Below are 17,442 nucleotides of genomic sequence, written 5' to 3'. Positions count from 1 at the left end.
CTACGGCGTACTCGATCCTGCACCCCACCGTTCACCGCACTGTACTGCGAGGCCCCTGCCATGACCGCCCTCTTCGCCCTGGCCACAGCCGTCCTGTGGGGACTCGCCGACTTCGGCGGAGGACTGCTGACCCGCCGGATACCGGCGCTCACGGTGGTGGTCGTGTCCCAGGTCGTCGCGGTCGTCGTGCTCGGCGCCGTGGTGATCGGCACGGGCGCCTGGCGGGAGGCCGGCCCCCAGCTGTGGTTCGCGGTGGGCGCCGGTCTCGTCGGGCCCGTGGCCATGCTGAGCTTCTACAAGGCGCTGGCCCTCGGCCCGATGGGCGTGGTCTCGCCGCTGGGCTCCGTCGGGGTGGTCGTGCCGGTCGGCGCGGGGCTGCTGCTGGGCGAGCGGCCCGGCCCCGGCCAGTTCGCGGGCATCGCGGTGGCCGTGGTCGGCATCGTCCTCGCCGGCGGACCCGAACTGCGCGGAGCGCCCGTACAGCGCAGGGCCGTGGTGCTCACCCTCGTCGCCGCCTTCGGATTCGGCGCGGTGATGGCCCTCATCGCGGAGGCCTCCACGACCGTGACCGGCCTGTTCCTCGCCCTCTTCGTCCAGCGGGTCACCAACGTCACCGTGGGCGGCGCCGCCCTGTGGGCGCAGACCCGGCGGGGCGTGCCGGCGCTGCCGGAGGGCACCGGGCCGCGCGTCCTGTGGGGCATGCTGCCCGCCCTGGCCTTCGTCGGCCTCGCGGACGTCGCGGCGAACGGGACGTACTCCATCGCCGCGCAGAACGGCCCCGTCACCGTGGCGGCCGTGCTCTCCTCGCTGTACCCCGTGGTCACCGCGCTGGCCGCGTTCGCGGTGCTCAAGGAGCGGCTGCGCGGCATCCAGGCGGCGGGCGCCGGTCTGGCCCTGGCCGGAACGGTCCTGCTCGCCGCCGGCTGAGGCCCTCGAACCCCGGCCGGTCCGCGGGCCGAGGCCCTCGAACCCCCCGTCCGTCCGGCGGCGGAGGCCGTCAGGCCCCGCCCGCCTCGGCCTCCGCCAACTGCGCCAGCCCGCGCAACTGCTCCGGTGTCATCCCGTCGGGAATCGGCACCGGCGCCGGGGTCCGCAGCGGCGGCTGCCAGCCCGTCGCGGGCTCCCAGCGGCGTACGATCCGGGCCGGCGCCCCCGCCACGACCGCGTGGTCGGGCACCTCGCCGCGGACGACGGATCCGGCGGCCACCACCACGTTGCGGCCCAGCCGGGCCCCGGGGAGGATCACCGCGCCCGTACCGAGCCAGCAGCCGGACCCGATCTCCACCGGCGCGCTGCGGGGCCACTGCCGGCCGACGGGCTCGTTCGGGTCGTCGTAGCTGTGGTTGGTGGAGGTGATGTACACGCCGGGGCCGCAGAAGGTGTCGTCACCGATGGTGATGCGGGTGTCGGCGATGACGTGGCTGCCCCGGCCCAGGACCACCCCGTTGCCCAGGACGAGGACCGGCTCCCGACCGAGGTCGAGGTCGGGCATCATCCCGGCGGTCAGGGTCACCTGCTCGGCGATGATGCAGTGCGCGCCGAGCCGGATCCACCGCTCACCGAAGACGGTGCCCTGCGGGAAGGCGAGCCGGGTGCCGTCGCCGATGGCGTCGAAGCGCAGTCGCCCCGGGGTCTGTGCGGTGATCGCGCCCGCCTGCTGCATCCAGCGCCATCCCGCGTGCGCCACCCGGCCCGCGACGCGGCGGCGCAGGGCGGTCAGGGATGAGAACGTGTTCTGGTTCTTCGGCACCCGGCCACGGTAGTGGTCCGCGCGCCGGGCGTCGGGACCCCCGACCTGTGATCTTCACCCCATCACCGGACCGGCCGGACGCGTGCCCTACGGTGCCGGTAGCGCGGCATCCGGAAGCAGAGGAAGAGATCATGACGTTTCAGGCGGGCCAGGCACTCATCGCGGGCGTCGGCGGGAAGCAGCCGACCGTCGACCCGACGGCCTTCACCGCGCCCACCTCGGTGGTCGTCGGCGACGTCACCCTCGGCGCCGGCGCGAGCATCTGGTACTCGGCGGTGCTGCGCGCCGACTGCGGCCCGATCACGCTCGGCGCGGACAGCAACGTGCAGGACAACTGCACCGTCCACGTCGACCCCGGCTTCCCGGTGTCCATCGGCGAGCGCGTCTCCATCGGCCACAACGCCGTCGTCCACGGCTGCACCGTGGAGGACGACTGCCTCATCGGCATGGGCGCGACCGTGCTGAACGGCGCCGTGATCGGCGCGGGTTCGTTGGTCGCCGCGCAGGCCCTCGTCCCCCAGGGCATGGTGGTCCCGCCCGGCTCCCTGGTCGCGGGCGTGCCCGCGAAGGTTCGGCGGGAGCTCACCGAGGAGGAGCGCGAGGGCATCAAGGTCAACGCCGCGATGTACACGGCGCTCGCCGAGCAGCACCGCGCGTCGGTGACCTCGGCCTGACGCACGGGACGGCCCGCGGAGCCCGGTGCGTACCGGGCCCGGGAGCCGTCCCGGCGGGCCCGTCGCGGACCCGGGGACATCGGCCCGTGGCGTCAGTCCGCGACGCCCGCCGCCACGGGTGCCGGGGCCTGGTCCGCGTCCCGGGCCGTGTCCTCGCGGATCCGGGCCGCGGCCTTCTTCATGCGGCTGCGGATCACGAGCGTCACGACGAGCCCGCCCGCCACGGCCAGGGCGAGCGCGAGCCAGGAGAACCGCTTCAGCCACGGCTCGGCGACGATGCCGACCGAGTAGATGACGGCGGTGGTGCCGCCGGCCCAGAGGATCCCGCCGAGGATGTTCGCGACGAGGAACCGCCAGTACGGCATGCGCAGGACGCCGGCCAGGGGCCCTGCGAAGATCCTCAGCAGGGCCACGAACCGGCCGAAGAAGACGGCCCACATGCCCCACTTGTCGAAGGAGCGCTCCGCGAGGGCCACGTGCTCGGGCCCGAAGTGCTTGGGGAAGCGCCGCCCCAGCTTCTCCAACAGTGGCTTGCCCCCGCGCCGTCCGATCGCGTAGCCGATCGAGTCGCCGATGATCGCACCGGCGATCGCGCACAGGCCCAGGACCACCGGGTCGATCTCCCCGTGCTGGGAGGCCAGCAGGGCCGAACTGACCAGGATGATCTCGCCGGGCAGGGGGATGCCCAGGCTCTCCAGCCCGATGACCAGACCCACCAGGAGATAGACGCTGATCGGCGGAATCGTCTCCAGCCATTCCTGGATGTGCACCGGTTGGTCCTCCCGAGTTCTCGCCGGCGGGCTCCCGTGACGCGCCGGACGGGGCAGCCTATCGGCTCCTCACGACCGCCTTCGCCCGCAAGGTCAACTCGCGTGACGACCGGCCGACGAAGACTTCCCGGCGACCGGTACCGGGCACCCAGGCCCCCCGCTCCGCGTCCCAGGACGACAGCGTCCGCACGTCGATGTCCACGGTGACCCGTCGGGACTCCCCCGGCGCCAGGACGAGCCGCCGGTATCCGGCCAGCACCCGCACCGGCTGGTCGAGCGCGAGTCGCTCCGACGGCCCGAGGTAGACCTGCGCGACCTCGACGCCCTTGCGGCGGCCGGTGTTGCGCACGGTGAACTCCGCGCGGAGGCCGCCGCGTTCGGGTCGCACGGTCAGCTTCTCGTAGGCCCAGGTCGTGTACGAGAGCCCGTGCCCGAAGGGGAACAGCGGGGTCACCCCGCGCTCGTCGTACCAGCGGTGGCCGACGTGCACGCCCTCGCCGTACTCCTGTCGTCCGCCCACTCCGGGGTAGCGCAGGAGGTCCCCGGCGACCGGGGTGGTCCGCTCGTCGGCGGGAAAGGTCTGGGTCAGTCGGCCCCCCGGGTCCACGTCCCCGAAGAGGATGTCGGCCGTCGCGCCGGCGCCCTCCTGTCCCGGGTAGTACATCTGGAGGACCGCGCCCGTGCGGGCGAGCCAGGGCATGGTCGTGCACGAGGACGTGTTGAGCACCACGGTCGTCCGGGGGTTGGCCGCGGTCACCGCCTCGATCAGCGCCTCCTGTGCGCCGGGCAGCCCCAGCGAGGTCCGGTCGTGCCCCTCGGTGGCATCCTCGTACGCGAACAGCACCACGCTGTGCGCGGCCCGGGCGGCCCTCACGGCCTCGGCGACGTCCGCGGCCCGCGTGGCCCGGGTCGTGTGCCGCAGGCGGAACCGCTGCCCGCCCGCGCCGCCCTCGGCGGTGACGGCGAGTCGGTGGACGCCCGCCTTCAGTGCGAGCGTGCGCCGCCCCACGTGCAGCCCGTCGGGGGCGTGGCCCAGGAGGGCCCCGCCGGACGGCTCGGCCGTCCCCGGCCGGACGGGGAACAGTTCCTCGCCGTCGAGCCGGACGGACGGCCGTTGCCCGGTGTGGTGGACGAGCAGGGTCCACTCGTCGTCGGCGGCCAGCGTGAACGTTCCCTCGTGGCTCCAGGACCGGCCGGCCTCCACCCGTCGGTCGTCGAGCGCGGCGGGCGGGGTCAGCAGCCCGGGCGGCAATGCCCTGCCGTACGGGTCCTCACCGAGTGCGTGGCGAACGGCGGCGCCCTTGCCCGCGCGCCGCGTGAGGGCGGTGAGCGGGGAGAGGTGCCCGTCGGGCGCCGGCCGCGCGCTGCCGGGCCCCGCGACGAGGGGGACCCGGCCGGTGGGGCCGATGACCGCGATGGAGCGGGCCGCGACGCCGGTCAGGGGCAGGGTGCCGCGTTCGTTGCGCAGCAGCACCGCGCCGGCGGTGGCCACCTTGCGGGCCGTCCGGGCGCCGGCGGCCGCGTTGGGAGCGGGGCGGGCCGGGGGTCGGTCCGTGAGCAGGCCGAACCGGTCCAGGGTGGTCAGGACGCGGCGTACGGCCAGGTCCACGGCCTCCTGGGGGACGGAGCCGCCGTGCACGGCCTCGCGCAGGGGGCCGCCGAAGTGGGTGCCGCCGGGCATCTCCATGTCGAGGCCGGCGGTGATCGAGGCGACGGTGCTGTGGAGGGCGTCCGGGTCGGACAGCACCCATCCGTCGAACCCCCAGCGGCCGCGCAGCACTTCGTCGAGCAGGGGGCCGCTCTCGCCGGCGTGGACGCCGTTGATCTTGTACCGGACGGCGGTCACGGCGCCCGCCCCGGCGGCCACGGCCGCCTCGAAGCCCCGCAGGGCGGTCTCGTGGAGGGTCTGCTCGCCGACGCTCACGTCGACGGTGTCGCGGCCGAGCTCCTGGTCGTCGAGGGCGAAGTGCTTGACGGCGGCGATCAGCCCCTCGTCCTGGATGCCCCGGACGACCTGGCCGACGATGTCGGCGGTCAGCCGGGGGTCCTCGGCGAAGGTCTCGAAGTTGCGGCCCGCGTACGGGGTGCGGATCAGGTTGGCGCGCGGCCCGAGCAGGACGTCCCTGCCGTACGCGCGGCCCTCGCGGCCGAGGACCTGCCCGTACTCGCGGGCGAGCACGGGGTCGAAGGCGGAGGCGAGCATGACGGGGGCGGGCAGCACGGTGGCGGATCTACCGGCACCGACACCGCCCCCGGCCCGGACGCCGGCCCCGGCGCCGAGGGGTCCGTCGGCGAGCCGCAGCGCGGGGATGCCCAGGCGCGGTACGCCCGCCACGTAACCGGCGCGGCCGCGCGGGTCCGCGTCGGCGTCCGGGTCCTTGGCGCCGTGCAGCAGGGCCGTCTTCTCGTCGAGGGTGAGCCGGTCCAGCAGGGCGTCGACGCGGGCCCCGACGGCCGGCTTCCCGGCGGCGGCCGGGGCCGGTGACGCCTTGCGGGGCAGGGCTCCGGGCGGCACGGTGGCCACGCAGCCCGCTGCGGCCGGGGCGCCTCCGGCGGCGCCCACCGCGCCGAGCAGCCGGATCGCGGAACGTCTGGACACGGCCTCGCTCATGGGCGCTCCCCTGCGGCGGCGCCCGGGCGCCGGCCTCGGCATCGGTGGGCGGGAGCGGCCCGCGCCGGACCGCTCCCGGGCCCCACTGTGCGCGCCCGGACCCCGGGGCCCGGCCGGACGCGCCCCGCCGCGCCCCGGGTTCAGCCCTGCGGCGGCCCGGTGGGACCGTCCGGGCCCCGATCGCCTGCCCCACGACGCGCGCGGGGGATCACCGCCGATCGGTCGTGGCGGTGACCCCCCGTGCCGCGGGCCGGGTCGACCCGGCCCCGGACGCGTCTGCGCCCGTCAGCCGGCGGCGATCGGCCGCAGGGTCCACAGGATCGTCATCTCGCCGGTCACGGCCTCGTCCTCGCGCCGGATGGCGACGGTGACGGGGAACTCGGGGCGCCCGCCCGCGTCGAGCTCGGCGACGACGTCGGCGGCGGGACGGCCGAGGGTGGCGGTGGCGGTGACGACGCCCTTGGCGAGCTTCTTGTAACCGATCTCGGCCTTGACGGCGAGGGGCACCGCGCGCGAGAGCTGGTCACCGAAGGCGGCCAGGACGATGGCGCCGCTGGCGGACTCGGCGAGGGTGAACATCGCACCGGCGTGCGGGCCGCCGACGTGGTTGTGGAAGTCGGGCTGGTCCGGCAGGCGGACGACCGCGCGCTCGGGGGTGGTCTCCAGGAATTCGAGGTTCAGGGTGCGGGCCATCGGCACCGTCCGGGCGAGCAGTTCGCCCACGTTCATCTGTTCTGCGCTCATGGCACGCGATGTTACTCACGAGTAGAAGACCTTGGCCATACCTGCTCCGGGGGCGGCCGTGGCTCCCGGAGGCCGCGCCCACTATCGTTACCGGCCATGTGGCCAGGACAGCAGCAGCAGCCCGGGGGCGAGCAGAACCCCCAGGACCCGCGACAGAACCCGTACCAGCAGCAGCCCGGGCAGCAGCCGAACCCGTACCAGCAGCAACCGCAACCGGGGTTCGGCGAGCAGCAGCCCGGCTACGGATACCCGCAGGCGGGCTACCAGACGCCGCCCCCGGTCCAGCCGTGGGGTCAGCCCCAGCAGCCGTCGGCCCCCGCGCCGGGCGGTGGCGGCAGCCCCTTCGCCACGCGGACCGTGGCCATCGTCGCGGCCTCGGCGGTCATCGTGACCGCGGCCGTGACCGGGGCCTTCGTACTGACCCGGGACGACGACAAGAAGACCGAGGCGAACGACAAGCCGGCCGCCTCCCCCTCCGCCCCCGCCAGTTCCCCGGCGGCTCCGCCCGCACCGAGCGGGAACCCGCGCTCCGGCGGGGACCTCAAGCCGCTGATCGCCGGCTGGAAGGTGGTCATCAACCCGAAGTACGGCACCGCCTTCGACGTCCCGCCGGAGTGGAACGTCCTCGGCTCGGGCACGTCCATCGGGTTCGAGGACGCGAGCAAGACCGACGGCGGCCCCTTCGTCATGATGACCGCGCCGGCCTACCTCAAGGAGGACTGGTGCAAGGTCGACTCCGACAAGAACGGCAGTGAGGAGACGACCTCCCTCGCCGGCACCGGCACCAAGGGCGGCCAGGGCGCCAAGGACACCGCCTCCGCCTCGCGCAGCGAGGCCGGCACCTGGGTCTACGGCGGCTACGCCCAGAAGCAGCCCAAGGAGATCGTCAAGTTCACCGAGCCCAAGGAGTACACCTCCACCTCCGGGCTCAAGGGCCACGTCACCTCGGCGACGGTGACCGGCGTGCCCAAGGAGAACAAGTGCGACTCCGACGGCAAGAGCATCGCGTTCAGCTTCAAGACCGCCAACGGTGACTTCTCCACCTGGGTCCTCTACGGCGCCGCGGGCGTCCCGGGCGAGGTCGACCAGGCGACGTACGAGAAGATCCTCAGCACGGTCCGGCTGACCGAGGCCACGCCGGCGAACTGAACCCCGCTCCCCGCTCCGGGCCGGAGATCCGCTTTCCGATAATTCGGTTGGATTTCCGGCCCGGAGCGGGGAGAGTCCACGGGTGAGTCCACCCCCTGACCTCCTCTCCCCCGTCCGCGCGCCCCGTCGGCCCGCGTGGGCCGGCCGCAACTACACCCTGTTGACGGGTGCCGCGGTCATCACCAACCTGGGCAGCCACGGCGCGCTCATCGCGGCCGCCTTCGCCGTCCTGGAGTCGGGGGGTTCCGGCGGGGACGTCGGCCTCGTCGCGGCGGCCCGTACGCTGCCCCTCGTCCTCTTCCTGCTCATCGGCGGCGCGCTCGCCGACCGGCTGCCGCGCCACCGCGTGATGGTCGCGGCCAATGCCCTCAACTGCGTCTCCCAAGGCGCCTTCGCGCTGCTCGTCCTCGCCGGGGACCCCCAGTTGTGGCAGATGATGCTGCTCACCGCGCTGTGCGGCACCGGAACGGCCTTCTTCAACCCGGCCGCCGAGGGCATGCTGCTCTCCAGCGTCTCGGGCGAACACGCCAACCGCGCCTTCGCGCTCTTCCGGATGGCCATGAACGGCGCCGGAATCGGCGGCGCCGCCCTCGGCGGTGCCATGATCGCCGCCATCGGACCGGGCTGGGTGCTGGCCGTCGACGCCCTGGCCTTCGCCCTCGCGGGCGCCCTGCGGGCGTTCCTGGACGTCGGCCACGTCGCCGACCGGGCTCCCGGCGGCGGCCTGCTGGCCGACCTGCGCGAGGGCTGGGTGGAGGTCAGGACCCGCCCCTGGCTGTGGAGCATCGTGCTCCAGTTCTCCGTGGTCGTCGCCGTCGTGGGCGCCGCGGAGGCGGTCTACGGACCCCTCGTCGCCCGCGACGAGCTGGGCGGTCCCGCGCCGTGGGGCTTGGCCCTGGCCCTCTTCGGGGTGGGGACCATCGCCGGCGCCGTCCTGATGATGGTGTGGAAACCCCGCAGGCTGCTGCTGGTCGGCACGCTGTGCGTCTTCCCACTGGCGCTGCCGTCGGCGGGGCTGGCGGTGCCGTTGCCCGTGTGGGCGCTGTGCGTGGTGATGTTCGTCAGTGGCGCCGCCATCGAGGTGTTCGGCGTCAACTGGATGACCACGATGCACCAGGAGATCCCCGAGGAGAAGTTCTCCCGGGTCTCCGCCTACGACTGGTTCGGCTCGGTGTCGATGCTGCCGCTCGCCACCGCCCTGGCCGGCCCCGCCGAGTCGGCCTTCGGCCGCGCCCCTTCGCTGTGGGGCTGCGCCGCACTGGTGGTGGTCGGCACGGCCGCGGTGCTCTTCGTCCCGGACGTGCGGAACATGACCCGCAAGCCCCCTCCGGCGAAGTCCCCGCAGCTGCCGACCACGACGGAGAGCCCCAGCCCCGCCGCGGTGTGAGACGGGCCCGGCCCCGCCACCGGGGCCGGGCCCGCGGCCTCACCCCAGGCTGAAGGCGCCCTGCGGCGGCTCCGGCGAGGCCACCGCCTCCGCGTCCGGCACGGTCCGCGCGCCCCGCATGAGACGGGCCAACCCCGGGCCGGACTCCACCCGGGCCGGGAACGCGTCCCCGGCGCACCGCCGGGCCAGGGCCGCCACCGGCAACGGGGAGTCGGAGGCCAGCAGCACCGCGTTCCCGAAGCGCCGGCCGCGCAGCACCGCCGGTTCGGCGATCAGCGCCAACTCCCCGAAGGCGGCCGCGAAGTTCGCCAGTTGTGCCTTGAGGAAATCGAACGGCGCCCCGTCCGCCAGGTTGGCGGCGTACAGGCCGCCGGGCCTCAGGACCCGGGCCGCCTCCCTCGCGTACTCCACCGAGGTCAGCCGGGCCGGTACCCGCGAGCCACCGAACACGTCGGCGACCAGTACGTCCGCGCTCGCCGCCGGAGCGGCCGCCAGCCAGGCCCGCGCGTCGGCGGCGTGCACCGTCACCTCCGCCCCGGCGGCCAAGGGCAGGTGCTCCGTGACCAGGTCCACCAGGGCGGCGTCGAACTCCACCACCGTCTGCCGGGAACCGGGCCGGACGGCGGCGACGTAGCGCGGCAGGGTCAGCGCGCCGCCGCCCAGGTGCAGCACGTCCGGGGCGGCGCCGGGCTCGGCCGCGCAGTCCAGGACGTGCGCGAGGCGGCGCACGTACTCGAACTCCAGGTGCTCGGGGTCGTCGAGGTCGACGTACGACTGCGGCGCACCGTCCACGGTCAGCAACCAGGCCCGGTCCCGGTCCACGTCCGGCATCAGTTTGGCGGTGCCCTGGCCCACGTCCCGGATCACCGGGATCTGTTCGTCGCTCACCCCTCCATTGTCGGGCGCGGGTCAGCCGCTCCAGACCGCCTTCGCGCCGGCCACGTGCGCGGGGGCCTGCGCCAGCCCCGCGCGGGCGGCGGGGTCCCGGCGGGCCGGATCCAGGACGTTGCGCCCGAAGGCCTTGCGGGCCTGTGCGGAGGGGGTGATCAGCAGGACCCGCGCGCCGGCCGCGCGCAGCCGCTCCGCCTGGGCGGCGGGCGAGGGGATCTTTCCGGCGCCGAGCGCCATCGGCGCGATGATCACCACCCGTCGGTAGCCGGCTGCGACGTCCGCGTTGGTCGCCGAGCGGACCCCGCCGTCGATGAAGCGGCGGCCCGCGACCGTCACCGGGGGCCACACCCCGGGCACCGCACAGCTGGCCGTGACCGCGTCGACGAGGCCGGCGTCGCTGTCGCGGTCGAAGGCCGTCAGCTCGCCGCTCAGCGCGTCCACGGCGGTCACGACGAGGCGCCGCTCGGGCCATTCGTGCGAGACGAGGCGGGCCTTCAGCACCTCGCGGCGCACGCCCTCCGGACCGGTGTCGGCGGCGAGGGCCATGGCGCCGATCCGCCGGCGGTACTGCGCGGCGTCCCGCGAGCGGGCCATCGCGACGGCGTACCGGGCGAGCAGTCCCGCGCCGAACCTGGCCACGGCCTCCCCGGCGGCGTCGCCGAGCTGGCGTTCGTACAGTTCCCGCGGGGTGAGCAGCCCGGAGGTGAGCTGGGCCCCCACCACCGAGCCGGCGGAGGTGCCGACGACGAGGTCGGCGCCGGTCAGGTCGACACCCTCGCGGGCGAGCCCGTAGAGGATCCCGGTCTCCCAGCCGATGCCGGTGAGTCCTCCGCCGCCCAGTACCAGCGCCGTGTCGCCGCTCATGGCCCGTCCCCGTCCTGCCCGTCGTGTCCCGCCGTGTGGTGACGGCAGTCTGACGCAGCACGGCCGCCGCCACCACAAGCGGGGGCCGGTCGACCTCGGTCGGCGTCCCGGCGGCCACCGATACCGGTGCCGTCGGCTGCCAGGAGTCGGGTGTCGGGTGCCGGGTGTCAGTTGTTCCGGAGGGACTTGAGCGCCTCGCGCACCGACAGCGGTGCGAGGCGGGTCCGTTCGGCGGTGACGAAGGCGCGCACGGCGTCCGGGTCCGTCTTCGCGTACTCGCGCAGGGCCCAGCCGACGGCCTTGCGGATGAAGAAGTCGGGGTGTCCGGCGAGCGTGCGGCAGTGGGCGAAGAGCCGGTCGCCGTCGGTGGCGGACTTGTAGGTGAGCTGGTGCAGCAGTCCCGCGCGGGCGAGCCAGAGGTCCTCCCCGCCGGTCCATTCGTCCATGGCGGCCCCCAGCCGCGGGTCGGCCGCGACGAGCGGTCCGACGGTGTGGGCGGCGAGCAGGTCGACGGTGTCCCACCAGGAAGTGGTGACGATCAGGTGGCGGACCACCGGCAGGAAGGCCGAGGAGCAGTGCCGCACGTGCCGGCGCAGGTAGTCGACGGCGAAGTAGTGGTACTCACGTTCCGCGAGCGACCAGCAGCGCAGCGCGAGGGCAGCACAGTCCCTCTCGGAGGGGTGCGGAGTGTCCTTCGTCACTGTCCGGGAGAGTGCGCGGCGCTGCGGGGTGCGGATGCCGAGGAAGGGAGCGACGTCCTTCATGTACGCGGTCATGGGTCCGGCCTGCGCCGGATCGGCGGCGGCGCCGTACGCGGCCGTGAGTCGTTCCATGAGGACGTCGGCGAGTGCGCTGGGCGGGATCTCCGGGGGTCGTCGGGTGTTCGGCCGCATGAGGCCCAGATTACGGCGGTGCGTCGCACAGGTCGGTTAGTCTCCCGGAATGTCCCTCCTCCTCGCGCCGCGGACCCGGCTGTCGCTGCTCGTCGTGCTGCTGCTGGCGGCCGGCGCGTGCGTGGTGCTGTACGAGCCGCAGCGGCTGCTCTCGCAGGGTTGGCCGCCGGAACTGCCGGTGGGCGTCGCGGTGCTGGTGTTCGCGGGAGCGTACGGGCTGTGCACGGCGGCGTTCGTGCCCCGGCCGTTGCTGAACCTGGCGGCGGGGGCGGTCTTCGGGACCTGGTTCGGGCTGGTCGCGGCCGTCGCGGGGACGGTGGTGGGGGCGGGCATCGCCTTCGGTCTGGGCCGGGCCATGGGTCAGGAGGCGTTGCGCCCGTACCTTCGCGGCCGCTGGTTGAAGGCGGCCGACGCGCAGTTGAGCCGGCACGGCTTCCGGTCGATGATCGCGGTGCGGATCTTCCCCGGGGTGCCGTTCGCGGCGGCCAACTACATCGCGGCGGTGTCGCGGTGCGGCTGGGCGCCGTTCCTGTGCGCGACGGCGCTCGGCACGGTCCCGAACACCGCCGCCTACGTGATCGCGGGTGCCAGTGCCTCCTCGCCCGGATCGCCCGCGTTCCTCGTCTCGTTCGGGTTCATCGCGGTGTCCGGGGTGATCGCCGCGGTCGTCGCGTGGCGCAAGCGGCACCGCCTGGCGCCGGTCGTCGCGTACGAGCCGCTGCCCCAACACCCCCCTGTGGTCACGGCCGCTTCCCACGGGCCCTAGCATCGGACCCGAACTGCCCGACGATCACAAGGACGAGCGCACCCCGACATGAGCTGGTTCGAATCCCTAATCCTCGGTCTCGTCCAGGGGCTTACGGAGTTCCTCCCGATCTCCTCCAGTGCCCACCTGCGCCTGACCGCGGCGTTCGCCGGCTGGCACGACCCCGGTGCGGCCTTCACGGCCATCACCCAGATCGGCACCGAGGCCGCCGTCCTGATCTACTTCCGCAAGGACATCGCGCGGATCGTCTCCACCTGGTTCCGTTCCCTGTACACGAAGGCCCTGCGTTCCGAGCAGGACGCCAAGATGGGCTGGCTGGTGATCGTCGGCTCGCTGCCGATCGGCATCCTGGGCCTGCTCTTCAAGGACCAGATCACCGGTCCGGCCCGTGACCTGCGGCTGACGGCCACCACCTTGATCGTGATGGGTCTGGTCCTCGGCTTCGCCGACTGGCAGGCCTCCCGCGACGAGGAGGGCGGCCGGCACCGGGTGGTCGTCCAGCGCAAGACGCTGAAGGAACTGGGCGTCAAGGACGGTCTGATCTTCGGCCTCTGCCAGGCGATGGCGCTGATCCCCGGCGTCTCCCGTTCGGGTGCGACGATCTCCGGCGGTCTGCTGCTGGGCTTCACCCGCGAGGCGGCCGCCCGCTACTCCTTCCTCCTCGCGATCCCGGCCGTGCTGGCGTCGGGAGCGTTCGAGATCAAGGACGTGATGGAGAACCCGACCCACATCTCCTGGGGGCCGACGGTCTTCGCGACGGTGATCGCCTTCTTCGTCGGGTACGCCGTCATCGCGTGGTTCATGAAGTTCATCTCCACCAAGAGCTTCATGCCGTTCGTGATCTACCGGATCGTGCTGGGCATCGCGCTGTTCGTGCTGATCGGCACGGACGTGCTCAGCCCGCACGCGGGCGAGTCGGGCTCCTAGCGGGCCGCACGCTCACCACTTCGCGTGAACCGGAGGCCGCTCGGGAACGTTCCCGGGCGGCCTCCGCGTCGTTGTCCCCGTAGAGAGGTGTGCCGGGAGGGACCCGGCAGGCGGAGGGGGTGTCCCATGCGACGCGTGGTACTGGAGCGTTTTCCGGCGGGAAGTCCGAGGGGAAGCTGGCCGGCCGAGGAGTACGCGGCGCAGCGCAAGCGCGAGGGCGTCGCGGCGGAGGTGGTGATGGATCTCGACAGCGATGCCTTCCTCGTCGTGGTCCGCCGGCGGGAGGTTCTTTCCGGTCACTGATCGTCCGTGGATGACCCGGTCGGCGCACGCCCCTTGGCGTCGGGGGCGGACAGCCCCAGACTGACCCGATGACGCAGCGTGTGGACCTCGCGACGGTAATGGACCGGTTGGCCATCGACGAGGTGGTCTCGGGGTACGCGGTCGCCGTCGACGACGGCGACTGGGAGGCCTACCGGGCCTTGTTCGCGCCCGGTGGCCGGGCCGACTACAGCGCGGCCGGCGGGGTGGCGGGCCCGGCCGCGGAGGTCGCGGACTGGCTCGCCGGGACGATGAAGCTGTTCCCGGTGCGCCAGCACCTGATCGTCAACCGGCTGGTGCGGCTGGAGGACGAGGGCGGGGCTCCGGGGGACACGGCTCAGGTCCGGGCGGACTTCCTCAATCCGATGCGGCTCGCGGGAGCCGACTTCGACGGCACCGTCACGGCCCCCAACTTCGTCGCCGCGGGCCGCTACACCTTCACGCTGGTCCGCACCCGGGACGGCTGGCGGCTGACCGGGGTCACCGTGCACGAGAAGTGGCGCCACATGTCGGCCTGAGCCGCGCCCGGCCCGATGCCGTCCCACACTGGAACCGGAGGCGCCCCATGCTCACGAAGCGGACCCGGTGGGGGCGCGCGGCGGCCGCGGTGGCCGCCGGCGCGCTGCCCTGTCTCGCGTTCCCGGCCCCGGCGCTGTGGTGGTTCGCGTACGTCGCCCTCGTGCCCTGGATGCTGCTGCTGCGGTCCGCCCCCTCCGGGCGGCGGGCGGCGCTGGAGGGCTGGCTGGGGGGCGCGGGGTTCATCGTGGCCGTGCACCACTGGCTGCTGCCGAGCCTGCACGTGTTCCTGATCCCGTTGGCGGCGCTGCTCGGGGTGCTCTGGATCCCGTGGGCCCTGCTGGTGCGGGAGCTGCTCGGCGGGGCGCCGGCGCGGGGTCGGGCCGCGGCCGCGTTGGTCGTCGTCCCGGCGGGCTGGCTGCTGTCGGAGCTGGTGCGGTCCTGGCAGGGGCTGGGCGGGCCGTGGGGGCTGCTGGGGGCCAGTCAGTGGCAGGTGCCGCCGGCGCTGCTGTTGGCCTCGGTGGGCGGCGTGTGGATGGTGAGCCTGCTGGTGGTGGCCGTCAACTGTGCGTTGGTGTTGTTGATCGCGGTGCCGGGTGCGCGGGCCCCGGCGGTCGCCGGGGTGGCGGGCTGCGCGGTGCTGACGGGGGCCGTGTGGCTGTGGCTGCCGCGTCCGGAGGTGACGGGCGTCCTGCGGGTGGCGGTCGTGCAGCCCGGCCCGGTGGGCGGCGCGGACGGCGCGGAACGGCGGTTCGACGCGGAGGAACGGTTGACGCTGGGCGTCGTCGGCGCCCGCCCGGACCTGGTGGTGTGGGGGGAGAGCAGCGTCGGCGCGGACCTGGCGGCCCGGCCCGACCTGTCGCGCCGGCTTGCGGACCTGTCGGCGCGGGTGGGGGCGCCGCTGCTGGTCAACGTGGACGCCCGCCGGTCGGACCGGCCGGGGATCTACAAGAGCTCGCTGCTGATCGGGCCCGAGGGGCCCACCGGGGAGCGCTACGACAAGATGCGGCTGGTCCCCTTCGGCGAGTACGTGCCGGCCCGGTCGGTGTTGGGTTGGGCCACCTCGGTCGGCAAGGCGGCGGGTGAGGACCGGATGCGCGGCGCCGCCCCGGTGGTCATGGACCTGCCCGGAGGGCTGCGCGTCGGTCCGCTGGTGTGCTTCGAGTCGGCCTTCCCCGACATGAGTCGGCACCTGGCCCGCGAGGGGGCCTCGCTGATCGTGGCGCAGTCGGCGACCTCGACGTTCCAGGAGAGCTGGGCTCCGGCCCAGCACGCCTCGCTCGCGGCCCTGCGGGCGGCCGAGACCGGCCGCCCGGTGGTGCACGCGACCCTGACCGGGGTCAGCGTGGTGCACGGGCCGTCGGGCGGCCGGATCGGCCCGGCCCTGCCCGCGTCGACGGCCGGGGCCGCGGCGGTGTACGAGGTGCCGCTCGCCTCCAGTACGACGCCCTACGCCCGCTTCGGCAACTGGCCCGCCGGGGCGTCCCTGGCCGTGCTGCTGGTGTACTGCGCGGCGCGGACGGCCCGGGCGGTCAGGTCCGGGAGGCCTGCTCCAGAGCCGTCAGGACCACCCGCTCGCACAGCTCGTGGGTGAGCAGGGCGTCCCGGGCGCTCAGCGTCCTGCCGCTCTCCACTGCTTCCAGGAAGGTGTCGACGACCTGTTCGATCCCGCGCTGGCGGGCCACGGACACCCAGTCGCCGCGCCGCCGGACCGTCGGCTGGCCCTTGTGGTCGATGATCTCGGCGAGGTTGACGACCTGCCGCTTGGAGTCCTGGCCGGACACCTCCAGGACCTCCTCGGTGGAACCGGAGAGCCGGTTCATGATGCCGAGGGCGGTGAACCCGTCGCCCGACATCTGGAGGACGACCTGGTGCATCAGCCCGTCGCGCACCACGGCCCGGACGTCGATGTGGTCGGCCTCGCCGGGCAGCAGGAAGCGCAGCGTGTCGACGACGTGGATGAAGTCGTCGAGGACCAGGGTGCGCGGGTCCTCGGGAAGTCCGACCCGGTTCTTCTGGAGGACGATCAGCTCGCGCGGGTGGTCGGCGCACTGCGCGTAACCGGGCGCGTGGCGGCGGTTGAAGCCGACGAAGAGGGTGACCCCGCGTTCCTCGGCCCGTTCCACCAGCCGCCGTGACGCGTCGAACTCGTAGGCCAGCGGCTTGTCGACGTACGTCGCGACGCCCGCCTCCAGCAGTCGCTCGACGATCTCCAGGTGGGCGGCCGTCGGAGCGTGCACGAAGGCTGCGTCGAGGCCCTGCGCGATCAGGGAGTCGAGCGTGGTGTGCCGCCGCTCGGCGGGGACGTGGTGGAGCTCGCCGATCCGCTCCAGCGTCGCGGGGGTTCGGGTCTGCAGGTGCAGTTCGATCCCGGGGCGGGTGGTGAGGACCGGCAGGTACGCCTTCTGGGCGATGTCTCCGAGTCCGATGACGCCGATCTTCACCGGAAGCCTCCAGGTGTGTTCCTTGTGGGAGGCCCGAGCTTAGTCGCCGGCGCCGGGACCCGGAGTTCGGGGCCGGTCCGGCCGGCCGTCACCCGTGCGGGGGCATTATGCGTCCAGGGTTTTCGCAACGGGGTCCTCGCACAGCAGAGTTGCGCGGGTGCATCCAACCCGAACCTCCACGAAACTGCTGCTGGGAGTGGCCTGTGCCGTCTCGGCCGTCTCCGGTTGTGTGAATGTGACGCCGGGGCCCGTGCCGTCGGCGTCGACGCCCTCGACCGGAGCGCCGCCGCGGCACGGGCCGCGCGGCGGGCCGGGGACCCTGCCGGTGGTCGTCCAGGCGCCCGCCCTGGAGGCGCTGCGGACGGTGCCGGGGCAGGGCACCGCGCACTCCTCCCCGGCCGCCCCGCACCGGGCGACGACGGCGCACAGCGGGTCGGCGGCGGCGCCGGCCGCGCAGCGGGAGGTGGTGCCGCCGGTACCCGACATCCCGGAGCCGCCGAAGCCCGTGCGGCACGCCGAGGAGCGCCCCGATGCCCGCCCGCACCCGGTGCGGCCCGGCGCTCGGGTTCCGCGCGAGCTGGTGCGGGAGCTGCCGGTGCGGCCGGCTGACGTGTGCGCGCTGGGCCGTCGGCACGGACGCTGGCACCCGGACAGCCCCGAGGCCCGCATCTGCGCGGGCGTCCAGGGCGGCTGACCACGACGGGGGCGCGCCGCCGCCGCACTCGGGGCGGCGGG

18 protein-coding genes are annotated in these 17,442 nt (G+C 74.2%); 10 read left to right on the top strand and 8 right to left on the bottom strand.

Annotated features, from left to right (window positions below; all coding sequences use genetic code 11):
* Positions 1-60 precede the first annotated feature (60 nt).
* Positions 61-927 (top strand): EamA family transporter, encoded by an 867-nt coding sequence (locus ACFVS6_RS18025; protein WP_389704818.1) that lies wholly within the window; start codon positions 61-63, stop codon positions 925-927.
* A gap of 70 nt (positions 928-997) precedes the next feature.
* Here the strand turns inward: ACFVS6_RS18025 and ACFVS6_RS18020 are convergent, their stop codons facing one another.
* On the bottom strand, positions 998-1,750 hold the full coding sequence (locus tag ACFVS6_RS18020; protein ID WP_389704817.1) for an acyltransferase: 753 nt from the start codon (positions 1,748-1,750) through the stop codon (positions 998-1,000).
* A gap of 131 nt (positions 1,751-1,881) precedes the next feature.
* Between ACFVS6_RS18020 and ACFVS6_RS18015 the strand changes: the two genes are divergently transcribed.
* A complete protein-coding gene (locus tag ACFVS6_RS18015) occupies positions 1,882-2,424 on the top strand; it encodes a gamma carbonic anhydrase family protein (RefSeq protein ID WP_389704815.1) in 543 nt (180 codons plus the stop codon).
* A gap of 92 nt (positions 2,425-2,516) precedes the next feature.
* On the opposite strand, the gene ACFVS6_RS18010 is transcribed toward ACFVS6_RS18015, so the two are convergent.
* The 3 genes from ACFVS6_RS18010 to ACFVS6_RS18000 all read right to left on the bottom strand — a co-directional run bounded on the left by ACFVS6_RS18010 (position 2,517) and on the right by ACFVS6_RS18000 (position 6,549).
* Complete coding sequence (locus ACFVS6_RS18010; protein ID WP_389704814.1) at positions 2,517-3,194, bottom strand: DedA family protein; 678 nt, start codon at positions 3,192-3,194, stop codon at positions 2,517-2,519.
* Between the two features lie 58 nt (positions 3,195-3,252).
* Positions 3,253-5,805, bottom strand: a complete 2,553-nt coding sequence (locus ACFVS6_RS18005) for a beta-glucosidase (RefSeq protein ID WP_389704812.1) — start codon at positions 5,803-5,805, stop codon at positions 3,253-3,255.
* A gap of 285 nt (positions 5,806-6,090) precedes the next feature.
* A complete protein-coding gene (locus ACFVS6_RS18000) occupies positions 6,091-6,549 on the bottom strand; it encodes a DUF4442 domain-containing protein (protein ID WP_281207132.1) in 459 nt (152 codons plus the stop codon).
* A 96-nt stretch (positions 6,550-6,645) separates the two neighbouring features.
* On the opposite strand from ACFVS6_RS18000, the gene ACFVS6_RS17995 reads away from it, so the two are divergent.
* Positions 6,646-7,698 (top strand): hypothetical protein, encoded by a 1,053-nt coding sequence (locus ACFVS6_RS17995; protein ID WP_389704811.1) that lies wholly within the window; start codon positions 6,646-6,648, stop codon positions 7,696-7,698.
* Positions 7,699-7,780: 82 nt separating this feature from the next.
* A complete protein-coding gene (locus ACFVS6_RS17990) occupies positions 7,781-9,085 on the top strand; it encodes an MFS transporter (protein ID WP_389704810.1) in 1,305 nt (434 codons plus the stop codon).
* A gap of 39 nt (positions 9,086-9,124) precedes the next feature.
* On the opposite strand, the gene ACFVS6_RS17985 is transcribed toward ACFVS6_RS17990, so the two are convergent.
* From ACFVS6_RS17985 to ACFVS6_RS17975, 3 genes are all read right to left on the bottom strand, one after another.
* Positions 9,125-9,916, bottom strand: a complete 792-nt coding sequence (locus ACFVS6_RS17985) for a spermidine synthase (RefSeq protein ID WP_389704929.1) — start codon at positions 9,914-9,916, stop codon at positions 9,125-9,127.
* 78 nt (positions 9,917-9,994) lie between these two features.
* Positions 9,995-10,840 (bottom strand): patatin-like phospholipase family protein, encoded by an 846-nt coding sequence (locus tag ACFVS6_RS17980; protein ID WP_389704808.1) that lies wholly within the window; start codon positions 10,838-10,840, stop codon positions 9,995-9,997.
* Between the two features lie 167 nt (positions 10,841-11,007).
* Positions 11,008-11,733, bottom strand: a complete 726-nt coding sequence (locus tag ACFVS6_RS17975; protein ID WP_389704807.1) for a DNA alkylation repair protein — start codon at positions 11,731-11,733, stop codon at positions 11,008-11,010.
* A gap of 49 nt (positions 11,734-11,782) precedes the next feature.
* Between ACFVS6_RS17975 and ACFVS6_RS17970 the strand changes: the two genes are divergently transcribed.
* From ACFVS6_RS17970 to lnt, 5 genes are all read left to right on the top strand, one after another.
* Entirely contained in the window at positions 11,783-12,499 is a 717-nt protein-coding gene (locus tag ACFVS6_RS17970; RefSeq protein WP_389704806.1) for a TVP38/TMEM64 family protein, read from the top strand.
* A 48-nt stretch (positions 12,500-12,547) separates the two neighbouring features.
* A complete protein-coding gene (locus tag ACFVS6_RS17965; RefSeq protein ID WP_385571672.1) occupies positions 12,548-13,426 on the top strand; it encodes an undecaprenyl-diphosphate phosphatase in 879 nt (292 codons plus the stop codon).
* 126 nt (positions 13,427-13,552) lie between these two features.
* A complete protein-coding gene (locus tag ACFVS6_RS17960) occupies positions 13,553-13,729 on the top strand; it encodes a hypothetical protein (protein ID WP_389704804.1) in 177 nt (58 codons plus the stop codon).
* 68 nt (positions 13,730-13,797) lie between these two features.
* Positions 13,798-14,265 (top strand): nuclear transport factor 2 family protein, encoded by a 468-nt coding sequence (locus ACFVS6_RS17955; RefSeq protein WP_389704802.1) that lies wholly within the window; start codon positions 13,798-13,800, stop codon positions 14,263-14,265.
* A gap of 47 nt (positions 14,266-14,312) precedes the next feature.
* Positions 14,313-15,857: an apolipoprotein N-acyltransferase gene (gene lnt, locus ACFVS6_RS17950; RefSeq protein ID WP_389704801.1), complete on the top strand. Its 1,545-nt coding sequence runs from the start codon at positions 14,313-14,315 to the stop codon at positions 15,855-15,857.
* Here lnt and ACFVS6_RS17945 read toward each other — a convergent pair.
* Positions 15,796-16,707 carry a Gfo/Idh/MocA family protein gene (locus ACFVS6_RS17945; RefSeq protein WP_389704799.1) on the bottom strand — a complete coding sequence of 304 codons (912 nt, stop codon included), beginning with the start codon at positions 16,705-16,707 and terminating at the stop codon, positions 15,796-15,798. The two genes, lnt and ACFVS6_RS17945, sit on opposite strands and share 62 nt — an antisense overlap.
* A 157-nt stretch (positions 16,708-16,864) precedes the next feature.
* Between ACFVS6_RS17945 and ACFVS6_RS17940 the strand changes: the two genes are divergently transcribed.
* A complete protein-coding gene (locus tag ACFVS6_RS17940; RefSeq protein ID WP_389704798.1) occupies positions 16,865-17,401 on the top strand; it encodes a hypothetical protein in 537 nt (178 codons plus the stop codon).
* Positions 17,402-17,442: the final 41 nt, after the last annotated feature.

This window comes from Streptomyces sp. NPDC057939, assembly GCF_042887545.1.
Taxonomy (GTDB): domain Bacteria; phylum Actinomycetota; class Actinomycetes; order Streptomycetales; family Streptomycetaceae; genus Streptomyces.
The sequence above is the reverse complement of the archived record's forward strand: the minus strand, read 5'-3'. Positions and strand labels throughout refer to the sequence as shown.

Excerpts from the sequence above, each read along its gene's own strand:
- ACFVS6_RS17965 (WP_385571672.1), top strand. The coding sequence starts at position 12,548 with ATGAGCTGGTTCGAATCCCTAATCCTCGGTCTCGTCCAGGGGCTTACG.
- ACFVS6_RS18005 (WP_389704812.1), bottom strand. The coding sequence starts at position 5,805 with ATGAGCGAGGCCGTGTCCAGACGTTCCGCGATCCGGCTGCTCGGCGCG.
- ACFVS6_RS17955 (WP_389704802.1), top strand. The coding sequence starts at position 13,798 with ATGACGCAGCGTGTGGACCTCGCGACGGTAATGGACCGGTTGGCCATC.
- ACFVS6_RS17960 (WP_389704804.1), top strand. The coding sequence starts at position 13,553 with ATGCGACGCGTGGTACTGGAGCGTTTTCCGGCGGGAAGTCCGAGGGGA.
- lnt (WP_389704801.1), top strand. The coding sequence starts at position 14,313 with ATGCTCACGAAGCGGACCCGGTGGGGGCGCGCGGCGGCCGCGGTGGCC.
- ACFVS6_RS17970 (WP_389704806.1), top strand. The coding sequence starts at position 11,783 with ATGTCCCTCCTCCTCGCGCCGCGGACCCGGCTGTCGCTGCTCGTCGTG.
- ACFVS6_RS17985 (WP_389704929.1), bottom strand. The coding sequence starts at position 9,916 with ATGCCGGACGTGGACCGGGACCGGGCCTGGTTGCTGACCGTGGACGGT.
- ACFVS6_RS18000 (WP_281207132.1), bottom strand. The coding sequence starts at position 6,549 with ATGAGCGCAGAACAGATGAACGTGGGCGAACTGCTCGCCCGGACGGTG.
- ACFVS6_RS18015 (WP_389704815.1), top strand. The coding sequence starts at position 1,882 with ATGACGTTTCAGGCGGGCCAGGCACTCATCGCGGGCGTCGGCGGGAAG.
- ACFVS6_RS17975 (WP_389704807.1), bottom strand. The coding sequence starts at position 11,733 with ATGCGGCCGAACACCCGACGACCCCCGGAGATCCCGCCCAGCGCACTC.
- ACFVS6_RS18025 (WP_389704818.1), top strand. The coding sequence starts at position 61 with ATGACCGCCCTCTTCGCCCTGGCCACAGCCGTCCTGTGGGGACTCGCC.
- ACFVS6_RS17995 (WP_389704811.1), top strand. The coding sequence starts at position 6,646 with ATGTGGCCAGGACAGCAGCAGCAGCCCGGGGGCGAGCAGAACCCCCAG.
- ACFVS6_RS17980 (WP_389704808.1), bottom strand. The coding sequence starts at position 10,840 with ATGAGCGGCGACACGGCGCTGGTACTGGGCGGCGGAGGACTCACCGGC.